The organism is Clostridium prolinivorans, from assembly GCF_004011155.1.
In the GTDB taxonomy this organism is placed as follows: Bacteria; Bacillota; Clostridia; order Clostridiales; family Clostridiaceae; genus Clostridium_AT; species Clostridium_AT prolinivorans.
In genome coordinates, this window is sequence record NZ_RJWG01000001.1 from 478,079 (window position 1) to 499,140 (window position 21,062).

22 protein-coding genes are annotated in these 21,062 nt (G+C 26.2%); 1 reads left to right on the forward strand and 21 read right to left on the reverse strand.

Features of this window, described 5'->3' with window-relative positions:
- Positions 1-2: 2 nt before the first annotated feature.
- Positions 3-1,010 carry a selenide, water dikinase SelD gene (selD, locus tag EGD97_RS02340; protein ID WP_078681738.1) on the reverse strand — a complete coding sequence of 336 codons (1,008 nt, stop codon included), beginning with the start codon at positions 1,008-1,010 and terminating at the stop codon, positions 3-5.
- Between the two features lie 76 nt (positions 1,011-1,086).
- Complete coding sequence (locus EGD97_RS02345) at positions 1,087-1,692, reverse strand: helix-hairpin-helix domain-containing protein (RefSeq protein WP_078681469.1); 606 nt, start codon at positions 1,690-1,692, stop codon at positions 1,087-1,089.
- Between the two features lie 125 nt (positions 1,693-1,817).
- Here EGD97_RS02345 and EGD97_RS02350 point away from each other — a divergent pair, with 125 nt between their 5' ends.
- Positions 1,818-3,047 (forward strand): D-alanyl-D-alanine carboxypeptidase family protein, encoded by a 1,230-nt coding sequence (locus EGD97_RS02350; RefSeq protein WP_078681468.1) that lies wholly within the window; start codon positions 1,818-1,820, stop codon positions 3,045-3,047.
- Between the two features lie 62 nt (positions 3,048-3,109).
- Here EGD97_RS02350 and EGD97_RS02355 read toward each other — a convergent pair whose 3' ends face one another.
- The 19 genes from EGD97_RS02355 to EGD97_RS02445 form a co-directional block, all read right to left on the reverse strand.
- Positions 3,110-4,015, reverse strand: coding sequence for an RluA family pseudouridine synthase (locus tag EGD97_RS02355; protein ID WP_078681467.1), 906 nt, complete (start codon positions 4,013-4,015; stop codon positions 3,110-3,112).
- Between the two features lie 9 nt (positions 4,016-4,024).
- The gene (gene yqeK / locus EGD97_RS02360) at positions 4,025-4,597 is read right to left on the reverse strand and encodes a bis(5'-nucleosyl)-tetraphosphatase (symmetrical) YqeK (protein ID WP_078681466.1); all 573 of its coding nucleotides are present in this window, start codon (positions 4,595-4,597) and stop codon (positions 4,025-4,027) included.
- Between the two features lie 7 nt (positions 4,598-4,604).
- Entirely contained in the window at positions 4,605-5,213 is a 609-nt protein-coding gene (gene nadD / locus EGD97_RS02365; protein WP_078681465.1) for a nicotinate-nucleotide adenylyltransferase, read from the reverse strand.
- A gap of 450 nt (positions 5,214-5,663) precedes the next feature.
- A complete protein-coding gene (yhbY, locus tag EGD97_RS02370) occupies positions 5,664-5,954 on the reverse strand; it encodes a ribosome assembly RNA-binding protein YhbY (RefSeq protein ID WP_078681464.1) in 291 nt (96 codons plus the stop codon).
- A 20-nt stretch (positions 5,955-5,974) separates the two neighbouring features.
- Entirely contained in the window at positions 5,975-7,249 is a 1,275-nt protein-coding gene (obgE, locus tag EGD97_RS02375; protein WP_078681463.1) for a GTPase ObgE, read from the reverse strand.
- Positions 7,250-7,506: 257 nt separating this feature from the next.
- Positions 7,507-7,809 carry a 50S ribosomal protein L27 gene (rpmA, locus tag EGD97_RS02380; RefSeq protein WP_078681462.1) on the reverse strand — a complete coding sequence of 101 codons (303 nt, stop codon included), beginning with the start codon at positions 7,807-7,809 and terminating at the stop codon, positions 7,507-7,509.
- A gap of 4 nt (positions 7,810-7,813) precedes the next feature.
- Positions 7,814-8,140, reverse strand: coding sequence for a ribosomal-processing cysteine protease Prp (locus EGD97_RS02385; RefSeq protein ID WP_078681737.1), 327 nt, complete (start codon positions 8,138-8,140; stop codon positions 7,814-7,816).
- Between the two features lie 4 nt (positions 8,141-8,144).
- A complete protein-coding gene (gene rplU, locus EGD97_RS02390; RefSeq protein ID WP_078681461.1) occupies positions 8,145-8,456 on the reverse strand; it encodes a 50S ribosomal protein L21 in 312 nt (103 codons plus the stop codon).
- 128 nt (positions 8,457-8,584) lie between these two features.
- Positions 8,585-10,027 carry an Rne/Rng family ribonuclease gene (locus tag EGD97_RS02395; protein WP_078681460.1) on the reverse strand — a complete coding sequence of 481 codons (1,443 nt, stop codon included), beginning with the start codon at positions 10,025-10,027 and terminating at the stop codon, positions 8,585-8,587.
- A gap of 81 nt (positions 10,028-10,108) precedes the next feature.
- Positions 10,109-10,819, reverse strand: a complete 711-nt coding sequence (locus EGD97_RS02400) for a TIGR03936 family radical SAM-associated protein (RefSeq protein WP_180376942.1) — start codon at positions 10,817-10,819, stop codon at positions 10,109-10,111.
- Entirely contained in the window at positions 10,788-12,647 is a 1,860-nt protein-coding gene (locus EGD97_RS02405) for a TIGR03960 family B12-binding radical SAM protein (RefSeq protein ID WP_078681459.1), read from the reverse strand. Before EGD97_RS02405 ends, EGD97_RS02400 begins: the two co-directional genes overlap by 32 nt.
- Positions 12,648-12,738: 91 nt before the next feature.
- Positions 12,739-13,596: a M50 family metallopeptidase gene (locus EGD97_RS02410; protein WP_078681458.1), complete on the reverse strand. Its 858-nt coding sequence runs from the start codon at positions 13,594-13,596 to the stop codon at positions 12,739-12,741.
- Between the two features lie 36 nt (positions 13,597-13,632).
- Positions 13,633-14,415 (reverse strand): M23 family metallopeptidase, encoded by a 783-nt coding sequence (locus EGD97_RS02415; RefSeq protein ID WP_078681457.1) that lies wholly within the window; start codon positions 14,413-14,415, stop codon positions 13,633-13,635.
- A gap of 272 nt (positions 14,416-14,687) precedes the next feature.
- Positions 14,688-15,059: a methylglyoxal synthase gene (gene mgsA / locus EGD97_RS02420; RefSeq protein WP_078681456.1), complete on the reverse strand. Its 372-nt coding sequence runs from the start codon at positions 15,057-15,059 to the stop codon at positions 14,688-14,690.
- A gap of 36 nt (positions 15,060-15,095) precedes the next feature.
- Complete coding sequence (rodA, locus tag EGD97_RS02425; RefSeq protein WP_078681455.1) at positions 15,096-16,205, reverse strand: rod shape-determining protein RodA; 1,110 nt, start codon at positions 16,203-16,205, stop codon at positions 15,096-15,098.
- An 86-nt stretch (positions 16,206-16,291) separates the two neighbouring features.
- Positions 16,292-16,558, reverse strand: coding sequence for a cell division topological specificity factor MinE (gene minE, locus EGD97_RS02430; protein WP_078681454.1), 267 nt, complete (start codon positions 16,556-16,558; stop codon positions 16,292-16,294).
- Positions 16,559-16,571: 13 nt separating this feature from the next.
- Positions 16,572-17,372, reverse strand: a complete 801-nt coding sequence (minD, locus tag EGD97_RS02435; RefSeq protein ID WP_078681453.1) for a septum site-determining protein MinD — start codon at positions 17,370-17,372, stop codon at positions 16,572-16,574.
- A gap of 18 nt (positions 17,373-17,390) precedes the next feature.
- Entirely contained in the window at positions 17,391-18,023 is a 633-nt protein-coding gene (minC, locus tag EGD97_RS02440; protein ID WP_078681452.1) for a septum site-determining protein MinC, read from the reverse strand.
- A 116-nt stretch (positions 18,024-18,139) separates the two neighbouring features.
- Entirely contained in the window at positions 18,140-21,043 is a 2,904-nt protein-coding gene (locus tag EGD97_RS02445; protein WP_228201961.1) for a penicillin-binding transpeptidase domain-containing protein, read from the reverse strand.
- Positions 21,044-21,062: the final 19 nt, after the last annotated feature.

The following is a 21,062-nucleotide window of genomic DNA, read 5'->3' on the forward strand; positions in this document are numbered from 1 at the left end:
TATTATTCCACTATTATGTATTTTTCTTTTAAAGGTAATACTTCTCCAATAATTTCTGCCTTTATTCCAGCATTATTAAGATCAGTAATTATTTTTTCACCTATATTATTACTGCAAGAAAATAATAAGCCTCCAGAAGTTTGAGGATCAAATAATATATCTGAAAACCATTCAGGTATATTTTTAAGTTCATATTTGCCTTCTAAATAAGCAATATTATTGTAAGTACCCTGTGGCACTAATCCCATTTGTGCATATTCTTTTGCTTCCTTTATATATGGTATATTATTTTTATAAAATTTTAAAGTTACATTTGAAGCACAAGCCATTTCATAACTATGGCCTAAAAGTCCAAAACCAGTTATATCAGTACAAGCAGTTATATTATAATTTGTTATTATTTCTGCCGCATATTTATTTAAAGTAGACATAACTTTTACTGCTTCATTATATGCATTTTTATTAACTATTCTTCCTTTGATTGCTGTGTTTATTATACCAGTTCCTAAAGGCTTTGTTAAAATAACAATATCTCCTATATTGCACCCAAAATTTTTAAGTATTTTTTTAGGATGAACAATTCCAGTTACAGATAATCCATATTTAGGCTCATTATCATCAACAGTATGTCCTCCAACAACTACAGCACCTGCTTCAATTACCTTATCTGCTCCACCTTTTAATATTTCAGCTAATATATCTAAAGAAAGGCATAGTGGGAAACAAACAATATTCAATGCTACTAAAGGTTTCCCTCCCATAGCATATATATCACTTAAAGCATTTGCAGCAGCAATTTGTCCAAAAGTATATGGATCATCAACTACAGGAGTAAAAAAATCTAAAGTTTGTATTATGGCATTATTATCATCTAATTTATAAACAGCTGCATCATCTGATGTTTCTATACCTACTATTAAATTTTTATTTTCCATTTTAGGAATTTTATCCAGAATTGTTGAAAGGGTCTCCGGCCCTATTTTAGCTGCTCATCCAGAAGTTCTTGTCATTTCTGTTAATCTTTTCTCCAAAATAACCCCTCCTTACAAAAATTATATACTAATAAATTATATTTTATAGTATTAATTATCTAATGTCTATTATGTCTTTAAATTTATCTATAGTTTTTTTACCTATGCCATCTATTTTATCTAAATCTTCAATAGAATTAAAATATCCATTTTTTTCTCTATAATCAACAATCTTTTGAGCTGTAACAGCCCCTACTCCAGGTATTTTATCTAATTCTTCAATAGTAGCAGTATTTATATCTATTTTATTATTTTCTGAAGCTACTCCATTTAAAATTCCTGTAGATTTAATATTATTTGCATTATCTGTCTTTTTATCTACATATATATAATCTTCATCTTTTAATTTTTTGGCTAAATTTAGTTTACTATCTGGATTTATCTCATCTGTAAATCCACCCGCCTCTTTAACTAAGTCTTCTACTATACTACCATATTTTAATCTGTAAACTCCTGGTTTTTTTACTTCACCTTTTATGTATACTGTTATAATTTTCTCTTCATTTTTTTGATTATTTTCATTGAAAGTACTTTCAACAAATATATCATCTTCATTTAACTTTAAATTTTTAGATTTGTTTAAATTTAATCCTATAACTAAAAAAATTATAAGCATTACTAATATAACTACTGAGCCAATAATTTTTTGTTTTGTCTTCATAATATTTCCTCCATTACTTTGTAAATATTAATTTCATTACTGATTATTGACAATTTTTTAAAATTTTATCGCTTATTTAAACATTTTTTGATATAATTAGATTAATTACATACAAGGAGGCAAAAATGAAACGATTTTTTATTTTATTATGTATTTTTCTTATTTTAGCTTTTAATTATAAAAATTATATAGTTTTTGCAAATACTCTTCCACCTTCTGTTGCTTCTGATGGTGCAGTATTGATGGATGCTGATACTGGCACTATATTATACTCTAAAAATATGAATACAGCATATCCACCTGCATCAACTACAAAAATTATGACTGCTCTTTTAACTATTGAAAATATAAATTTAAATGATGTTATTACAGTTAGCAAAAAAACTCCTTATGTAGATGGAAGTAAAATTGGAATATTTGAAGGTGAAGAAATAAAAGCAAAAGATTTATTATATGGATTGCTTCTTTTATCTGGAAACGATTGTGCTGAGGCTCTTGCAGAACATATAAGCGGTTCTACGGATACTTTTGCAAAGCTTATGAACAAAAGGGCAAAAGAACTTGGATGCGAAAATACTAATTTTGTTAATCCACATGGTCTTTATGATAATAACCATAAAACGTCAGCTAAAGATTTAGCTATTATTTTAAATGAAGCTATGAAACATCCCGAATTTAGAGAAATTGCTTCTACTTTTATTTATAAAATACCACCTACAAATAAACATCCAGAAGGAATATATTTAGCCAATGAAAATAAATTAATTCAAAAAAACTCTAAATACTACTATAAAGAAGCTGAAGCCGGTAAAACAGGCTATACAACTCAATCTGGATTTTCATATGTAGCAAGTGCAATTAAAGACAACCATAGGCTTATTTTAGCTCTAGTACATAGCAACACAAAAAGTTATTATGAAGATAGTGTAAAATTATTTAATTATGGATTTAATAATTTTGAGGTAGTATCTTTATTTAAAAAAGGTGATATTGTAACTACATTATCTCAAAACAATTTAGTTATACCACTTGCTGCCTATGAAGATTATTATTATATCAAAGAAAAAGGCTCCAATATTAAACCTGAATTTAAATTATTGGAACCAAATATAAAAAGCAAAACTTTTAAAAAAGGAGATATAATAGCAGAAGCATCTATAAATTTAAATGGAAACATATTACCAAATCTTAAATTAGTAAGTACAGTAGACTATAAATATACTTCTAATTTGAAACAATCACTTATATCAAATAAAAGTAAATTTAATATAGCTTTATATGGTATATCAATACTTTTAATAATATCTATATTAACTTTTATTATTAAAAAAAAAAGAAAATTAGATGTTATTTAAAATATATATTGTTTTTAATAATATAGGGTTTCAAAATTAAATTTAACTTTGAAACCCTATATTTAATTGATATTACTTAATTTTTTTATTAATTCTTGCATATCTTTTGGGAGATTACTTTCTAAAGTTATTATCTCTCCAGTTCTTGGATGAGGGAAAGCTAACTTATAAGCATGTAATGCCTGCCTTTTTATATATATATCATCTTTATCCGTTCCATATAAACTATCTCCATAAATAGGATTTCCAATATAGCTTAAATGAACTCTTATTTGATGAGTTCTTCCAGTGTCAAGAGTAAGCTTAACTAAACTTCCTAAATTAAATTCTTCAATAACATTAAAATGTGTTATACTTTTTTGACCTCTATAATCTACAATTCTTTTTATACTATCTTTTTCAGGCCTATAAATAGGCAGATCTATTGTACCTTCCTTTGATTTTAATTTTCCATGTACTATAGCTAAATAATTCTTTTTAAAATTATCATTTTGCATATCTCTTGCTAAAGCCATATGTGAAAATTGATTTTTGGCAATTAAAATTAATCCTGAAGTGTCCATATCAAGTCTACTTACTAGCCTTACTATACAATTTTCATTTTTTTCTTTAAAATAATATAAAAGTCCATTAGCTAGAGTCCCATTAGGATAACTTTTAGTAGGATGTACAACAATCCCAGAAGGCTTATTTACGACTATTACATCCATATCTTCATACACAACTTCTATTTCCATTTTTTCTGGTTCTATATTCTGACTTTCTTCTTTAGTTACATCAAATGTTATAATATCATCTTTTTTTAAAATATAATTAAGTTTTACTATTTTATCATTTACCTTTATTTTATCGTGGAGTGCAGCTCCTCTAATAAGTCTTCCTGAGAGCTTAGCTACTTTTTTTAGATATTCTCTAAGCTTTAAACCATCTTCTTTTTCACATACCTTAAAAATTAAAAAATTATCCATATATTATATTCACCTGCATTTCTTCATTATAAGAAAATTTCTACCTTTAATAGTGTCTAAATGAAGTGGTTGTCCTTTAGATATTATATAATTAATAGTTCTATCAAAAGTTAATAATAGTGCTTCATCTAAATCTCTATAAACCATATTTCTAATATTTTCTATTCCTTCAAATTTTCTCATAGGTTCTATATAATCTGATATATAAATAATTTTTTCTAACATACTCATATTTTCTCTACCTGTAGTATGATATATTACTGAATTTAATATTTCTTGATCTTCGATTCCCATAATATTTTTAGCTATAATCCCGCCAACTAATCCATGCATTAAGGCTGCTGTCTTTATATATATATCATTATAATTATAATTATTATCTATTATAATATTTTTCATTTCTTCATCATTCATATTTTTAGCACAATCATGTATAAGACCTGCAATCTTTGCTTTTTCAACATTTATTCCATAATGTATTGCAAGTTTTTCTGCTGTATCCATTACTCTCAAACTATGCTCAAATCTTTGTTTATCTAAATTTTTTTCTAAAAATTTAATTATTTGATTTTTATTCCACATTTTAAATTCACTCCATGTTATATAAATTAAGTTTTAAAATAGTGTTATATACATTAGTTGGAAGAAGAAAACTTACATCTTTTCCTTCTTTTATCATATTTTTTATTTGAGTAGAAGATACATTAAAAAGAGGTATATCTAAAAATATAATTTCCTTTTTATATATTTTTTCTATTTTTTCTTTTTGTTTTAAAATGTTCTCCTTATTATAGCCAATCCTATTAAATACAACCAGCTTACAATTTTCCAATATTTTGTCTACATTTTTCCATTTATTTATATCCATAAGGCAATCTACCCCAGTTATAAAATACCAAATAGTTTCTGGCTCTAATCTTTTAAAATATTCCACAGTTTTATATGTATAACTTAAACCTTTATTTTTAATTTCAAAATCACTTAATATAAATTTTTTCTCATTTTTAATAGCCATATTTACTAATTCATATCTAATATTAGCATCGGTCTTTTTTTTATCTGTTTTGTGAGGAGGATTTCCTGATGGCATAAAAATAATATAATCTAATTTTAATATATTTATTGCTTCATGTGCTATATAAAGATGTCCATTATGTATGGGATCAAACGTTCCTCCAAATATACCTTTTTTTATCATATTGTTATCTCCTTGCAAAATAGAATTTTTATACTCTTTTTAGTATATATAATTATAATTTAATCAAAGCACAGTAAGCTATAAAATAACTTTCAACATACAATTTATAAAATTTAAAAATTTGTATTTTAATTGTAAATAAAAGTAAATATTTTATTAAATAATTATAATATTACATAGATATAATATTTTTACTTATAAATAGATGAAACAAAAATATATATATTTTATTAAAATAATAATTCAAACTAAAATGAGTAGCAAATAAATTTTTAGATTTTATAGTAAATCTTTATTTTAATAGATAAAGTTATTATTTTAACAGGAAAATATATTAATATTTAAAACTTTAGTAATATAATTAAATTAATAAAATTAGCATGTATTATATTAATAAGTTTTAATTATTAAATACCCTTAAAACTTTATTTTATACATGCTAATTATTTATTATAAAAGCTCTATTTTAGGTTTTTTCTTAGATTTTCTATAAAGTACTATTTTATTCCCAATTGCTTGAATTCCTTCACAATTTAATTCCTTGCATATTATATCTAAAGCTTCTCTTGCTTCATATCCGCTATTATTTAATATGTTAATTTTAATAAGTTCTCTTGCTTCTAAAGCCTCATCAACTTGATTCAAAAAGCTTTCATCTAATCCTGATTTTCCTATTTGGAAAATAGGATCTAATTTATTTGCGAGAGATCTTAAATAGCTTCTTTGCTTACTTGTTATCATATTTTAAATCCTCCAATAAATTATAATAAAAATTCAAATTCAAAATCATTAAGTCTAACTGTATCTCCATCTTTTATTCCCATTTCTATAAGTTCTTTTAAAATTCCTTTGTTTCTAAGAACTTTATGAAAATATTTTAATGAATCTGGCTCATTTATATTTACACTATTGAGCAGTCTATCCACAAAACTTCCTTCAACAATGTAAACTCCATCTTCTTTTTTTATGTTATAAGTAAATTTTTTATCTTCTTTAACAAACCATTCATCTTCACTTATTTCCAAATTCGTTACTGGTATTGTATCCAAAATTCTTACAGTTTCTTTTAAGAGTTCATCAAGTCCTTTTTTAGTTGCAGCGGATATCTTGAACACATTATTATATCCAAGTTCATTTACCTTTTTCTTGAAATTTTCGAAAACTTCTTCATCGTAAAGCATATCACTCTTATTAGCAGCAATAATTTGAGGTCTATCCCAAAGTTTTATACTATATTTTTTTAATTCTTCATTTATTTTTATAAAATCTTCAAATGGATCTCTGCCCTCAATACCAGAAATATCTACTACATGTATAAGTAATCTTGTTCTTTCTATATGTCTTAAAAAATCAAGCCCTAGGCCTACGCCTTCTGAAGCTCCTTCAATAATACCTGGAATATCTGCTATGACAAAACTTTTAATTCCAGGAACATCAACAACACCTAAATTAGGCTTTAAAGTAGTAAAATGATAATTTGCAATTTTAGGCTTTGCCTTAGATACCACAGAAAGTAATGTTGATTTACCTACATTAGGAAATCCAATAAGCCCTACATCAGCCAAAAGCTTAAGCTCTAATTCTATATATCGTTCTTCTCCTGGCATTCCAGGTTCTGCAAAATTAGGAGCCTGCCTTGTAGAAGTTGCAAATCTAGCATTCCCTCTACCTCCTCTACCTCCCTTAGCTACAACTATACTATCGCCAGGATGAGCTAAATCAGCCATTATTTTATTGCTTTCTACATCTCTAATTATAGTACCAGTTGGAACCTTTATATATAGATTTTCACCATTTTTTCCAAAACAGTTAGAGCCAGAGCCATTGGCTCCTTTTTCAGCTATATACTTTCTTTTATATGTAAAATCTAAAAGAGTAGTCATATTTGACTCAGCTACTAAAATTACATCCCCGCCGTTTCCTCCATCACCACCATCAGGACCTCCAAGAGGAACATATTTTTCTCTTCTAAAAGAAACAGCACCATCTCCTCCATCACCTGATTTTACAAATATTTTAGCTCTATCTATAAACATTTTAATATCACCTCTTTAATTTGTAATAAAAATATATTTAAGCCTAAAGCATCAAGGGTTCAATCCCAAAAATTTTCTACTTTAGCTTATAATAAAAATATATGTAAACACCTATTAGGTTTATTTTTCAAATTCTTTACACTATATTATTAACTAAATTATATTTTTTATAGAAGTTATATTGAATATTTTTTATTAATTAATAATATTTAAGTCCACCATTATAAAAAGCACCCGTAAAGGGTGCTTTGGTATTATTAAGCTTCTTCAACTTCTACTAAATCAACTGGATAAACACTTGCTCTTTTTTTATCTCTACCGCATCTTTCATATTTTACGATGCCATCTATTTTAGCAAATAAAGTATCATCGCTTCCTTTTCCAACATTTAATCCTGGATGAAGCTTTGTTCCTCTTTGTCTAACCAATATATTACCTGCAAGAACGAATTGTCCATCAGCGCATTTAACACCAAGTCTTTTAGATTCACTATCTCTACCGTTTCTTGAGCTTCCTACTCCTTTTTTATGAGCAAATAGCTGAAGGTTCATAACCAACATCGCGCTACACCTCCTCTACTTCAATATTTATATAATCACCGTAACTCATTTCAATACTTTTTAAACCTATAAATAATGTTTCCAATAATATCTGACATTTTTCAATATCTTTATAATCAAGTCCCATAAAATCCATACTTAAAAATCCATCTTCAATGGATAAATAAGGATTTACTTTAACTACTTCCGTAATACCATTAGCTATGGTTAATGAAACTGCAGAAACTGCACTACAAACCATATCATAACCTTCATTTACAGAATTAGCATGACCACTTATTTTAACAGATATTATATTATTAGATCTCTTTTTAAATAACACCTTAATCATAATATTATGCATTAATCTTTTCAACTAAAAGCTTAGTGTAAGGTTGTCTATGACCTTGTTTTCTTCTATAATCTTTTTTTCTCTTATATTTGAAAACTATGATCTTTTTAGCCTTACCTTGACCTAATACTTTTGCAACAACAGAAGCACCTTCAACTACAGGTTTTCCAACTACTAACCCTTCTTCTTTAGAAACTGCAAGAACATTTTTTAATTCTATAGTTTCATCAACTTCACCTGCTAGTTTTTCAACGTAAATAACGTCTCCTTCTTTAACTTGATACTGTTTTCCTCCAGTAGCTATTATTGCGTACATTAAAATACACCTCCTCTATCCAGTCTCGCCATCCCAGGTACACTTAAAAATAAGTGTTTTAAAAAAACCTTACGTGTGCGGTCTACAAAAGCCATTTTAACACATGTATTATTTTTTGTAAAGAATATTTAGCCAAATATCTTGAATTTTTGCATTTTTTCTATCTGTTTTGAAAATATTAAAGGCTCTACTTTAAAATAATCTAAATTATTAACAAAATTTACATATATCGATTTATCTAAACATCCTATATCTTGAATAAATTTATATACGTCTGACATTATATTTTCTTTATATACATTTGAAACTTCAATATATATATCTTTAGTATTTAATTCATAACATTTTTCAAATATTTCATTTTTTATAAGATTAGTTAAAAATAAAAAACTTAATTGTTTTCCTGTTCCGCCACAACATTCGCATTGTTCTTCAATATATTCAAGAATAGATTTGCCCTTTTGCCTTCTGGCAATTTGAACCAAATTTAATTCTGTAAAAGGATAAATTACTGTTTTATTTTTATCTTCTTTAAAAGATTCTGTTAAAATTTCAACAATTTTTCTTTTATCATCTACATTATCCATATCTATAAAATCTATAATAATTATACCACTTAAATTTCTAAGCTTTATTTGTCTTCCTATTTCTAAAGCTGCTTCTATATTTGTACTTAAAGCAGTATCTTTTATTGAACTTTCTTTAATATTTTGAGCCGAATTAACATCTATTACATACATTCCTTCAGTTTTTTCTATAACTATGTTAGCGCCATTTTTTAAATATACTTTTTTATTTCTAAGCTCTAATATTTCTTTTTCAATACCATAATAATTAAATAATGTTTTTCTATTTTTATGAAGCTTTACTAAACAATTTACATCTTCACTAAATTTTAAAAAGTCATTTATAAATTCATAATCTTTTTCATTATCTACTATTATTGTTTCAGTATATTCATCTAATACATCTCTTAATACTTTACTTATTATATCTTGTCCTCTATAAATAAGTTTTAATTTAGAAGAATAGTTAAATTCTTTTGTTATACACTTATATGTTTCATATAAATTTTTAATTTCTTTGTTTATAATATCTATAGAAACTTTTTGAGCATTTGTTCTAATCATAACTCCTAATTCATCAGGCATTTGAATATATTTTTTTATATATTCTTTAAATTCATTATTATAAATTTTCTTAGAAAAACTAAGATTTTTATTTAATGTTTCTAAAACTACATATCTGCCTGGTATAGTAATAGCATTAGTAACTTTAGGACCTTTTTCCCCCGTACTTTCTTTTAGTACTTCCACTAAAATCTCTTGATTTTTTTTAAATTTTAAATTATTAAATTTTTTATCAAGATACATATAACAATTTTTTTCATATCCTATATCTATAAAAGCACATTTTATAGCTGGGACTATATTTTTTATTACACCTTTATATATATCTCCAAAATAAGGCTCTTTAGTTATTTTTTCTATAAAGCATTCTTGCAATCTTTCTTCATTTCTTACAGCTATTCTAATTAGTTTTTCTCGTCTTTCTATAAATATCTGTTTCATAAAAATGCACCTTCTTAAGTTATTTTTTTAATATAATTTAATATAAATTTTAATTATAAATGGAGGATAAAAATCCTCCATCTATTTTATAAAATCTATTAGAGGAATAATTTCGCTCCCTTTTTCTACATATAATTCCTCTCTTTTTATATCTATAAAAGCATTTTTATTTGCATAGCTAGTATTATTTATAATGAATTGAGCTAGCAAATCACTAGAAAGATTTTTTTTACTTCCGCAAGCTATAATGCATATTATTTCGATTCCATTTTCTTTTATTTCATATTTAAAGTTTTTTATAAATTCTTTTATATTTATATTTTTTTCTCCACTTTTACTTTTTTTTAATATTTCCCATTTTTCTTCTTTTAAAAGTTCTTCAATTTCATATTTTAAATTTACTGTATTATCATATTTCATTTTTATTATATATTTTGCAGCATCAATTAAAGCCATGGATTGAGGTATTTTTTTACCATTATTAGTTTCTGGAACTAATTTTACAGCTATAAATTTAATACTTGAAGGTGCATTTTCATTAAGAATTTTTAAAATATAATCTTCGTTTAAAAGATTCTTTAGTTCTATATCCATATATTCTCCAGATGAGTACATTCCTACTGAAAGAGGCTGTGCAATAGACATATTCATATGTGGATTAAATCCTTTAGAATATTCTACTGGAAGCTCTGCTCTCCTTATTATTCTTTGTAATGTTCTCATTAAATCAAGATGAGATATAAACTTAATATCCGCTTCTTTAGTGAATTTTATTAAATATCGCACCTTCAAAACACTTCCCTTCTCTAAAGTTTATATTTATACCACAATTTGCACATCCTAATCGGCAATCTGGTGTTAAACTTGCATTTTTAGCTTTTTCATTTTCATTTATTAAAAATTCTTTTTTAACGCCTATATCTATAAAATCCCAAGGAAGAATTTCTTCATAATTTCTTTCTCTATAAGTATAAAAATCTCCATCTACATTACATTCTTTAAAAGCTTCTTCCCAAATTTCATAATTAAAATATTCAGACCAACCGTCAAATTTTGCACCTTTTTTAAATGCAGTTATTAAAACATCGCAAAGTCTTCTATCCCCTCTTGCAAAAATTGCCTCTAAATTGCTTACTAAAGAATCATGCCAATTATAAGTTACAAATTTTTTATTTATATTGTCTTTTATAGCATTGATTTTTTCTTTAATTGACTCTCTTTTATCTTGAGCTGCCCATTGAAATGGAGTAAAAGGCTTTGGAACAAATATCGATGTACTTACAGTTACTTTAAGTCCTTTATTCCTAATATTTTTAGGAATTTTAAAATATTCATCACAAACTTTATTAGCTAAATCAGCAATCCCAATTACGTCATCTATAGTTTCATAAGGAAGACCTATCATAAAATAAAGTTTTATAGTTGACCATCCAGACTCGAAAGCACTTTTTACAGAGCGTATCAAATCTTCCTCACTTACACCTTTATTAATAACATTTCTCATCTTTTGAGATCCAGCTTCTGGTGCAAAAGTAAGGCCAGTTTTTCTAACCTTTTGTATTTCCTTAATTAAATCAACCGAAAAAGAATCAATTCTTAAAGAAGGCAAAGATATTCCAACATTTTTATCTTTATATTTCATAATCATTGAAGCTACTAAATTTTCTATATCAGAATAATCACAAATACTTAGAGAAGTTAATGAAACTTCTTCATATCCTGTTTTATTTATTAATTCTTCTGTTTGCTTTATTAATTTAGATGTAGTCTTTTCTCTTACTGGTCTATAAATCATTCCTGCTTGACAAAATCTGCAGCCTCTTGTACACCCTCTAAAAGTTTCAAGCATAATTCTATCGTGAACTATTTCTATATATGGCACAATTAACTTATCAGGATAAATACTATCATCTAAATTTGTTATAATTCTCTTTTTTATTTTTTTAGGGATATCCTTATATATTGGTTCAAATTTTTTTATAGTTCCATCTTCATTATAAGATACTTCATAAAAGCTTGGTACGTATATTCCTTCAATTTTAGACACAGCTTTTAAAAATTCTTTTTTGCTTTTACCTTTATAAAGTTTAAAAACATCTAAAATTTCATTAATAATTTCTTCTCCTTCACCTATTACAAAAAAATCAGCAATATCATAAAGAGGTTCAGGATTATACGCACAAGGGCCACCACACATTACAATAGGATATTCTTCACCTCTTTGTGATGCTCTTATAGGTATTTTACCTAAATCTAATATATTTAAAATATTTGTATAACTCATTTCATATTGAAGAGTAAACCCTAAAAAGTCAAAATTTCTTATTGAATCCTTACTTTCAAGCCCATAAATTTCAATATTATTTTCTCTCATAAGTTTTTCCATATCTGGCCATGGAGCAAAAACTCTTTCACAAAATGTATCTTCTCTTTCATTAAGCACATGGTATAATATTTTAGTCCCTAAATGAGACATGCCTACTTCATATACATCTGGAAAGCAAAATGCATATCGTATGTCTACTTTATTTATGTCTTTATTGTAAGAATTAAATTCTCCTCCAATATACCTTGCCGGTTTAGAAACTTTATATAATATATCATCAGTTATTTTATTCATCGAATTTCCTCCTATGTTATATACATAAATTCATTATAAATAAAAACATCTATGATATTTTAACATAAAGATAGATTATTTAATAGCTTATTTAATAAATGTTTTCTTCCCTTATGTTTATAAATTCTTCTATAGTTATATTCCCATGAATTTTTAAACCTTCTATTAATTCTTCTTCATAAATTATATCCATAAATTTCATATCATTATCAAGAACTGTAAATATAATATATTTATTTTTATCTACTATACTTAATGCAGTAATTAAATCGTTTTTATAATTTATAGATAAATTTTTATTTTCTATATATCCTTGTTTTAAAAATTTATACTTTTTTTTTATAATATCACCCATAATAATATAAACTATCCTTTCTTTTTCTTTTTTTGAAGAATATAAAATAAGTAAAGCTATAGCTATAATATTTATATTATTAATATTAAATATTATTAATATTATAGAAATACATAGAAGTATTAAACCTTGTATAATACTTGTTTTAATGGTAATTTCATTTGCCTTTTTATATATAGTTTTTAAACTTAAAATACTGCGAAGTATTCTCCCTCCATCTAAAGGAAATGCAGGTATTAAATTAAAAATACCTAATGTTAAATTTCCCTTATATAACAAAAAACTGTAATTAAATTTATAATTTTTATATAAATAATAAAAAAATATAGCCATAATCAAATTAAATAATGGTGCTGATAAAGATATTATTATGTCTTGTTTAGGAGAAACTTCATCAATTCCCTTTAAAGCTAATCTTGCTCCAATTGGAAGTATTTCTATAGCAAAACCTGAAAATCCTAAAATTAATGAAGTAAAATAATGAACAAATTCATGAAATATAACAATTAAAAAGGCCATTATAATTTGACCTTTAAAACCAATAAGAATAAGAAATATAAAATATGGGAAAAAAAATTTATTTACTTTTATCAAAGCTGCCTCCAATTGAAATTGCTGCTTAAGGGCTATTTATTTTTGAGAAAAATTTATATATTCTTCAGGATTTTTGTTTTCACCCATGTACATAAGTTCAAAATGTAAATGAGGCGATTTAGATTCATTATTACTGCCGCTTTTTCCTATTACAGTACCTTTACTTAATAATTCTTCATTTTTTACTAAAATATCACCTAAAGCTCCATATTTAGTTTCAATACCATTACCATGATCTATTATTATATATTTACCTAAACTTTTATCTTCTCCAATAGATTTAACTTTTCCTTCATAAGGGCATATAATTTCAGAATTATTATTTATGCTTATATCAATTCCCTCGTGAACTTTTTTTTCACCATTTAAATTAGTAATTTCTTCTCCAAATTTTGAAATTATAGATCCTTCTACAGGTAATATAAATTCATTATTTATTTTATTTTTAATAATCTTCTCTCCTGTAAGTTTTGTTTTTATGTTTTCTATCCAATTTATAGATTTTTCTTCTATGCTTTTTAAATTTATTGTTTTAGCAGAAGCTAATACAGAATTATAATTTAAATTTTCATTTACTATTTTTTTTGAATAACTATAAATTTCTTTTGTTTTTGGTGTAACTAAAGTTTTACAGCTAATTACAAAAATAAACAATATAAATACTCCAATGAGTTCTCTTACAAGTCTTTTAAATATATAATTTTTATCAAATTTGAATATGGAACTATCATTTGATTTATAATTATAATAATCCTTTTTTTTCTTTTTATTTATCAAACTACTATAATAACTTTCATATTGTGAATTATAGTTTCCCATTTTAAATTCCTCCGTACTAGTTTTTTTACTACTTATATATATTTTAATAAATAAATTAATATTCCAAAAAAATAATCTGTATAAAAACACATAAATACATTTAACATAAATAAAAAGCCATGTATAAATAGCAAGCTTACCCTATTTATATAAACAGTTTTATTATTTAAACTGTTTATATAAAGAGCATATCGCATTTTTATACATGGCTTTATTTATTAAATAAGTTAGATAAATATTTGTTTTACTGTAACTTACTTGTTATAATATTTTTATTTATGATTAATGAGGGCTTTTAAAAAAATTTCTGCAGATCCTATATTGGTAGCTAAAGGAACATGATGCACATCACAAAGTCTAAGTAAAGCACTTACATCTGGTTCATGAGGCTGAGCAGTCAATGGATCTCTTAAAAATATAACAAAATTAATTTCTCCCTCAGCAATTTTACTTCCAATCTGCTGATCTCCTCCTAATGGTCCTGATAAAAATCTATGAACTTTAAGTCCTGTATTTTCACTTATAATTCTTCCTGTTGTTCCTGTTGCAAAAAGTTCATGTTGATTAAATACATCTTTATATCTTTGGACAAATTCTACCATATCATCTTTTTTCTTATCATGAGCTATTAATGCTATCTTCATAGTTAATTCCCCCTATATTTAAACATATTTTTATATTTAAAAATTAATTTTTTTTCTTCTCATTCCTATATTTAAAACTAAAGCAATAGCTATGAAATTTGTAACCATCGAACTCCCTCCATAACTCATAAGAGGAAGAGTAATTCCCGTTATAGGCATAATTCCTATATTCATTCCAATGTTTTGTAGTATTGAAAATAAAAATGATGAAACAACACCTATACATATTATAGAACCAAATATATCTTTAGATGTACTTGCTATTTTAATAAATCTATATAGTAATATAGCATATAATACAATTAAAGTTATTGCACCAACTAGTCCCCATTCTTCGCCTACAACAGCAAATATAAAATCAGTAAAAGCTTCAGGAATAAATCCTCCAGATATTTGAGTTCCTTTTAAAAATCCTTTACCAAAAATTCCACCAGAACCTACAGCAATAAGAGAGGCTGTAAGTTGAAAAGTTGATCCAAGTTCATCTGCTTCAGGATTTAAAAATGATGTTAATCTAAGTTTCATATATGGAGGAATTATAGAATTCCATGCAATTGCTATAACAATTATAATTCCTAAAAATCCCCATCCTATTACTTTTGTATTTAAACCTGCAGTATAAAATATACCAAGTACTATAAAAAAGCAAACCATAGTCATTCCCATATCTGGTTGAATAACTATTAAAGACATAGGAAGGGCGGCATAAAAACACAGAGAAATAAAGTTTTTTATATTATTAATATTTCCTTCCATATCTTCAAGTTTTTTTGCAAGCATTATTATAATTGCTATTTTAGCAAATTCTGAAGGCTGTATACCTCTATTGCCTATTGCAATCCAAGATCTAGCTCCATTGGTTACCTTACCTAAAGTATCATTTATAATTAATAAAATTATAGAAGCCCAATAAATTATTCCAGCGTAATTCATTAAAAAAGAATAATCAAAAAGCAAAATAAAATATACTAAAATTAAAGCAATAAAAAGCCAGATAAGTTGTAATTTAAAATAATGAAAACCAAATTTTCTAGTAGCGCTATATATATTAATACTTCCAAAAAGTACTATAATAATTGAAATAATTATTATAGTGTAATCCAATTCTTTTAAGAGCTTATTATTTATCTTAAATTTCTCTAACATTAATCTCCCTCCACTAATAAATTATATTATATCAATATATACATAAAAAAGCTATGTATAATATTTAAATTATACATAGCCAATATTTAGATTTTTTTAGTTCTTTTAATAGGTATGCTTGCAACTAAAGCTGGTGAAGAATTATTATTTTCTTCTGTATGCGTCAATTTAATTTCTATATCTGAAGTATCAAATTCCGCATATTTTGCTAAAACATTAAATATTTCACTTTTTATATTTTCTAAAAGTTCTGGTGAAAAATCCGCCCTATCGTGAATTAATATAAGTTGCAATCTCTCCTTTGCAACTTCTTTTGGAGAAGATTTTGATGAAAAAATTTTAAAAATATCCATAACACTCCCCTCCCTATCTTGATTTTAGAAAAAATTTTTTAAGTGAATGTAAAAAGCCGCTTTCTTCGCTATTTAAAGACATAAAAGGAACTTCTTCTCCCATAATTCTTTTAGCTATGTTTTTAAATGCTTGTCCTGAAACAGCTGTATCATCTAATACTATAGGTTCTCCTTTATTAGTTGATACTGTTACATTTTTATCATCAGGTACGACTCCTATAAGTTTAACAGCTAAACACTCTAATATATCATTTATATCAAGCATATCCCCTTTTTTTACCATATCATAATTTATTCTATTTATAATAAGTTCATGTCTTTCTAATCCTTTTGCGTCTAATTTACCAATAACTCTATCTGCATCTCTAACAGAAGTTAATTCTGGATTTACAACTACTATAGCCCTATCTGCCCCTATTATTGCATTCTCAAAACCTTGCTCAATTCCTGCAGGAGAGTCTATCATTACATAATCAAATTCATCCTTAAGCTCTTCTATTAGCTTAAGCATTTTTTTAGGTTCAACATCTGTTTTGTCTCTAGTTTGAGCTGTTGGAAGTAAAAACAAATTACTAAACCTTTTATCTTTTATAAGTGCTGATTTTAATCTACATCTTTCTTCAATAACATCAATTAAAGTATTCACAATTCTATTTTCTAGTCCCATTAAAACATCTAAATTTCTAAGGCCTGTATCTCCATCAACAACAACAACTTTTTTCCCCATACTAGCTAATGCTGTTCCTATATTTGCTGTTGTTGTTGTTTTACCTACTCCACCTTTACCTGAAGTAACCACTATTGATTCTCCCATTAATAAATACCTCCTATTTTATATAAACTTATTAAATAAGTATGGCTCTACAATTATAGTATTATCTTTTATTTTAGCAATCTCTGGATATTGAGGCTTTATGGCATCATCTGGAGAACGAGTCATTATATCAGCAATTTGAAGAATTTCTGGCTGTAACCTAAATGCTGCTATAATTGCCTTATCATTACCTCCAAATCCTGCATGAACATGCCCCTTTAACGAACCAAGAACAACTATATTTCCACCAGCAAAAACTTCTGCTCCTGAATTTACGTCGCCAATAATTACAACATTACCACTATAATTTATACATTGACCACTCCTAACTGTTTTTCTTAAAAATTTAGTACGCCCTTCATATATCCCTGAAAAAAATTTACTGCTTTTTTCTTCTTTATCTTCAAAGATACAATCTTTTATCATAAATTCATCAAATAAAACATCTTTAAGTTTGCTTACTTCTCTTTCACTTATATATTTAAGTTCAGTAGTTATTTTAAGAGTACTGCCTTTATAAAATTTTTTCCCTTTCGATAATTTTTCTATAAGGTATTCAATCATTTCATCAAAATCTTTAAATTTATTCATATTTATAATTGCATGTAATCCATCTTTATTTCCTTTAATAATTATTTTGTCATCTAACATAACAAACCTCCAAGCAAAGGGCATAATTTTATAATTCAACAAATTTTGTTAAAATCCTTCTTTAAAATTAAAAATAAAAAATAAAATTAGACGGTAATGCCGTCTAATTTTATTTTTTATTCAATTTTTTTAGCTATAACGTCAAATTGTGGAGTATATCCCATAGCATCTAATTCTTCTTTAAAATAAGCTTCATACATTGCTCTAGCTACAGGAGCAATATACCCTCCATGACCTCCATCAAATATAAGTACAGCTACGGCAATTTTAGGATTTTCTACTGGAGCAAAACCTACATAAACACCATAAGATGTTCTTCCAACTTCGTCTTGAATATTTTCATTATACGTTGCTGAACCTGTTTTACCAGCAGTAGCTATTGGAAAATTTCTAAACGCTGCTTTTGCCGTACCATCTTCACCTGTAACTGCTTGCATACCTGCTATAACAGCATCAAGTGTAGATTTTTTTACATTGGTTTTTTCTACAATTTCTGGTTTATTTTCTTCTATAATGTTACCATCTGAATCCATTATTTTATCAACTAAATGAAGTTTATATCTATTACCTCCATTAGCTATAGTTGCAACATAATTGACAAGTTGAAGCGGAGTAAAATTACTATTACCTTGTCCAATAGCTGCAATATACATATTAAATGGGAATGTACTTTGTATATATCCATCATATATTGTTACCATTAACATTTCATTGGCAATATTATTTATTTCATCTTTGGATATATTTTTATCTTTATATCTGCTATCTGCTTCTATTAACTTAGTTAAATATTCAGTATAGATTTTTAAAACATAACTGTCTCTTTTATATGCATTATTACCTATTTCTTTATTTAAAAATCCACCTGTTCTTATAATTTCTTTTATTTTTTCTTCAAATTCTTTTTTTAAAAGCAATACCTTTTGAGTATCTCCAGGCTCTTCTTCTATATAAATCGGAGTAAAGTTTTTACCTCCTCTAGTGCTTTTACCAGATTTTAAAACATCTCTAACTACAAAATAATAATTTGTTGCGTAGTTATTACTATTACTCCAGCTATTAAATACCTGCCCAAAATTCTCTCCAATTTCTATACCTGTAGTAGGCTTTATTCCAGAATTTGGTTTGACTCCTAAGCCGAATTTCCAAGCATATTGTGCTAAAATATCATAATTTTTATAGTTAGATAATTTTAACAACCTATCACCAACAGTCATAAAATATGGATTGCTTGATACAGCTAGTGCTTGTGTTAAATTTATATTACCGTATCGTGGAAATTTGTTATATGTTTTTCCATCAACTCCTGTAAATGTTCCATTGTCAAAAATAGTAAAGTTTTTATCAATAGCTCCTGATTCAAGTCCTGCTATAGCAGTCATAGGTTTAAATGTTGAACCTGGAGGTACTAATGCATAAGTTGCATAATTATAAAGATATTTTGGGACAAAATCATATTTATCATATCTTTTATTTGTTTTACTATTTATCGGAAAAAGTTTTTCTATCATAGAATTACTTAATCTTCTGGACTTACCATACGTTACATAATCTGGATCAAAATATTTTTTAAATTTTTCAGTACTAAGCCCACTTGGGTTAGAGAAATCATTTGGATTAAATCCAGGCCTTGAAGCAAGTGCAAGTATTGCACCAGTGTTTACATCTACTGCTACAGCTGCACCTCTTGTAGCATTAGATGTATTAACATCTCCTACTCTCCCTTGTTTTTGTAAATTTAGCATAACTTTATCTAAGGCTGTTTCTGCTGCATATTGAACATTTTTGTCTATAGTAAGCTGTATTGTTTGACCAGGATAAGGCTCTCTTCTTCCAAGTTCTTCTATAACTCTTCCATATCTATTTAACTTTACAATTCTTCCTCCTTTTGAGCCTTTTAATCTATCTTCAAATGCAGCTTCAATACCCTGTATACCTATATAATCAGTATTTACATCATATCCTTTTTCCTCATATTTATCATTATTATTACCTATCTTTGAAATATATCCAATTACAGCTGATGCTAATTCTCCAAATGGATAGCTTCTCATAGGCTGCATTGATATATCAAGTCCAGGTAAGTCATTAAGTTTTTGAGAAAATATAAAAGCAGTTTCTTTCTTGATATTACTTGCAATAACTACAGGTTTATAGCTTGAAAAACTCTGCATTTTTATAGCATCTTTTACTAGTATATATCTTCTTTCAAGTTCAATTTGTTTATCTTTTGAAAGTTTTGTATCTTCTACTTTACATTTTAATAAGAGCTTGTTAAAAATATCTTCTTTTTCATTACTTTTAGTAGTTGTAGAATATTCTTTAAGCATTGTTTTAAGCTCTTCATCAATATTAATTTTATATCTTTCATGTATTTTATTTAATACATCATCTGGACTATCTTTATATCCTTCAATGATATATTTAAATATTCCTTCAGGAGAAACCATATATTGATTAACAAGATAATTAAAAGTTTCTTCAGGAGTAATTTTTAAAAGTTCTTCATTAATTTTATCTTCATCTTCTTCTGTAAGTTCATCTTGACTTTTATCTTTAAAAAGTTCCTTTTGAACCTTCTCATTTAATCCCCTGTCTCTTTTAAATCTAATTTCTGCATTTTTTCTTGCATCTTCATCTTGAGCCTTAAATTCAAATCTAAATGGATTAACTTTTAGTTCAAAATCATCTTTTTGTATTTCATTATTTTCATCTAATATTTTAAATACAATATCCATAGTATCAAAAAAATTTTTATTGCTCTCATCTGTTACTGTAAAAGTAACATTATAACTTTGAACATTAGTAGCAAGTTGAGTTACTCCATCATTTGCAAGTATCTTACCTCTGGGTGCATACTCTTGAAGCTCACTAATAGCCTTAGTATTTGCTTTGTCTTTATATTCATCCGCCTTTACAATTTGAAGAAATACAAGCCTTGACACAATAGATACGAAAATAATTATCATTATTAAGCAAAGCGAAACAAATCTATTAAATTGATTTTTCCTTTTTTTCATATATTCTCCTTTCTAAAAT